1 protein-coding gene, 1 tRNA gene and 1 rRNA gene are annotated in these 665 nt (G+C 43.8%); 2 read left to right on the forward strand and 1 reads right to left on the reverse strand.

All coding sequences use genetic code 11. The features are described from left to right. Positions 1–9 precede the first annotated feature (9 nt). A 5S ribosomal RNA gene (rrf, locus tag CIK04_RS31730) occupies positions 10–129 on the forward strand. A gap of 88 nt (positions 130–217) precedes the next feature. After that, positions 218–308, forward strand: a tRNA-Ser gene (locus CIK04_RS31735). Here CIK04_RS31735 and CIK04_RS35955 read toward each other — a convergent pair. Continuing rightward, the gene (locus tag CIK04_RS35955) at positions 309–632 is read right to left on the reverse strand and encodes a transposase (RefSeq protein WP_369597210.1); all 324 of its coding nucleotides are present in this window, start codon (positions 630–632) and stop codon (positions 309–311) included. It lies immediately after the preceding tRNA gene. Positions 633–665: the final 33 nt, after the last annotated feature.

The following is a 665-nucleotide window of genomic DNA, read 5'->3' on the forward strand; positions in this document are numbered from 1 at the left end:
AAGAATTTGCTTGGCGACCATGCGTTTTGGACCCACCTGAACCCAATTACCGAACTCAGAAGTGAAACGGAAATAGGTCCGTCGATGGTAGTGTGGGGTTCCCCATGTGAGAGTAGAACATCGCCAGGCTTACTTACCGCTTTTAGATTATTAAAGTCTAAGAGCAAAACTAAAACCTAGCATTATTTAAGTAAGACTAAGTTTTAGGACAATTTGTGGAGAGATGGCTGAGTGGTTGAAAGCACCGGTCTTGAAAACCGGCGTACGTTAATAGCGTACCTAGGGTTCAAATCCCTATCTCTCCGCCACTACATAGAAAGCCTGCAAAGTAATTTGCAGGCTTTCGTCATTTCTGACGTTTGAGAACTAGAAGGTATTTGTGTTAACCACCGATTGTGTACTAGTTTGGAACATTCACTTGTCAGGTCTATCCATCTTCTCGAACACATCTGTCTGACTCTGGCCGAACATTCCAAAAAACTATTCCAAGCCCTACATACTTTGGAGACAATGCCTTCGTAATCCGCAAAAGATGGATTGGCGAGATAGTGTTGTCTTAACCTACTCCACACTTGTTCTATCGGTTTTAGCTCTGGAGAATAGGGTGGGAGCTTGACTGATACTGACTTAATTGTTCTCGCTGCTCCGCGTTAAGAAATGCTGGG

This window comes from Vibrio sp. 03_296, from assembly GCF_002265885.1.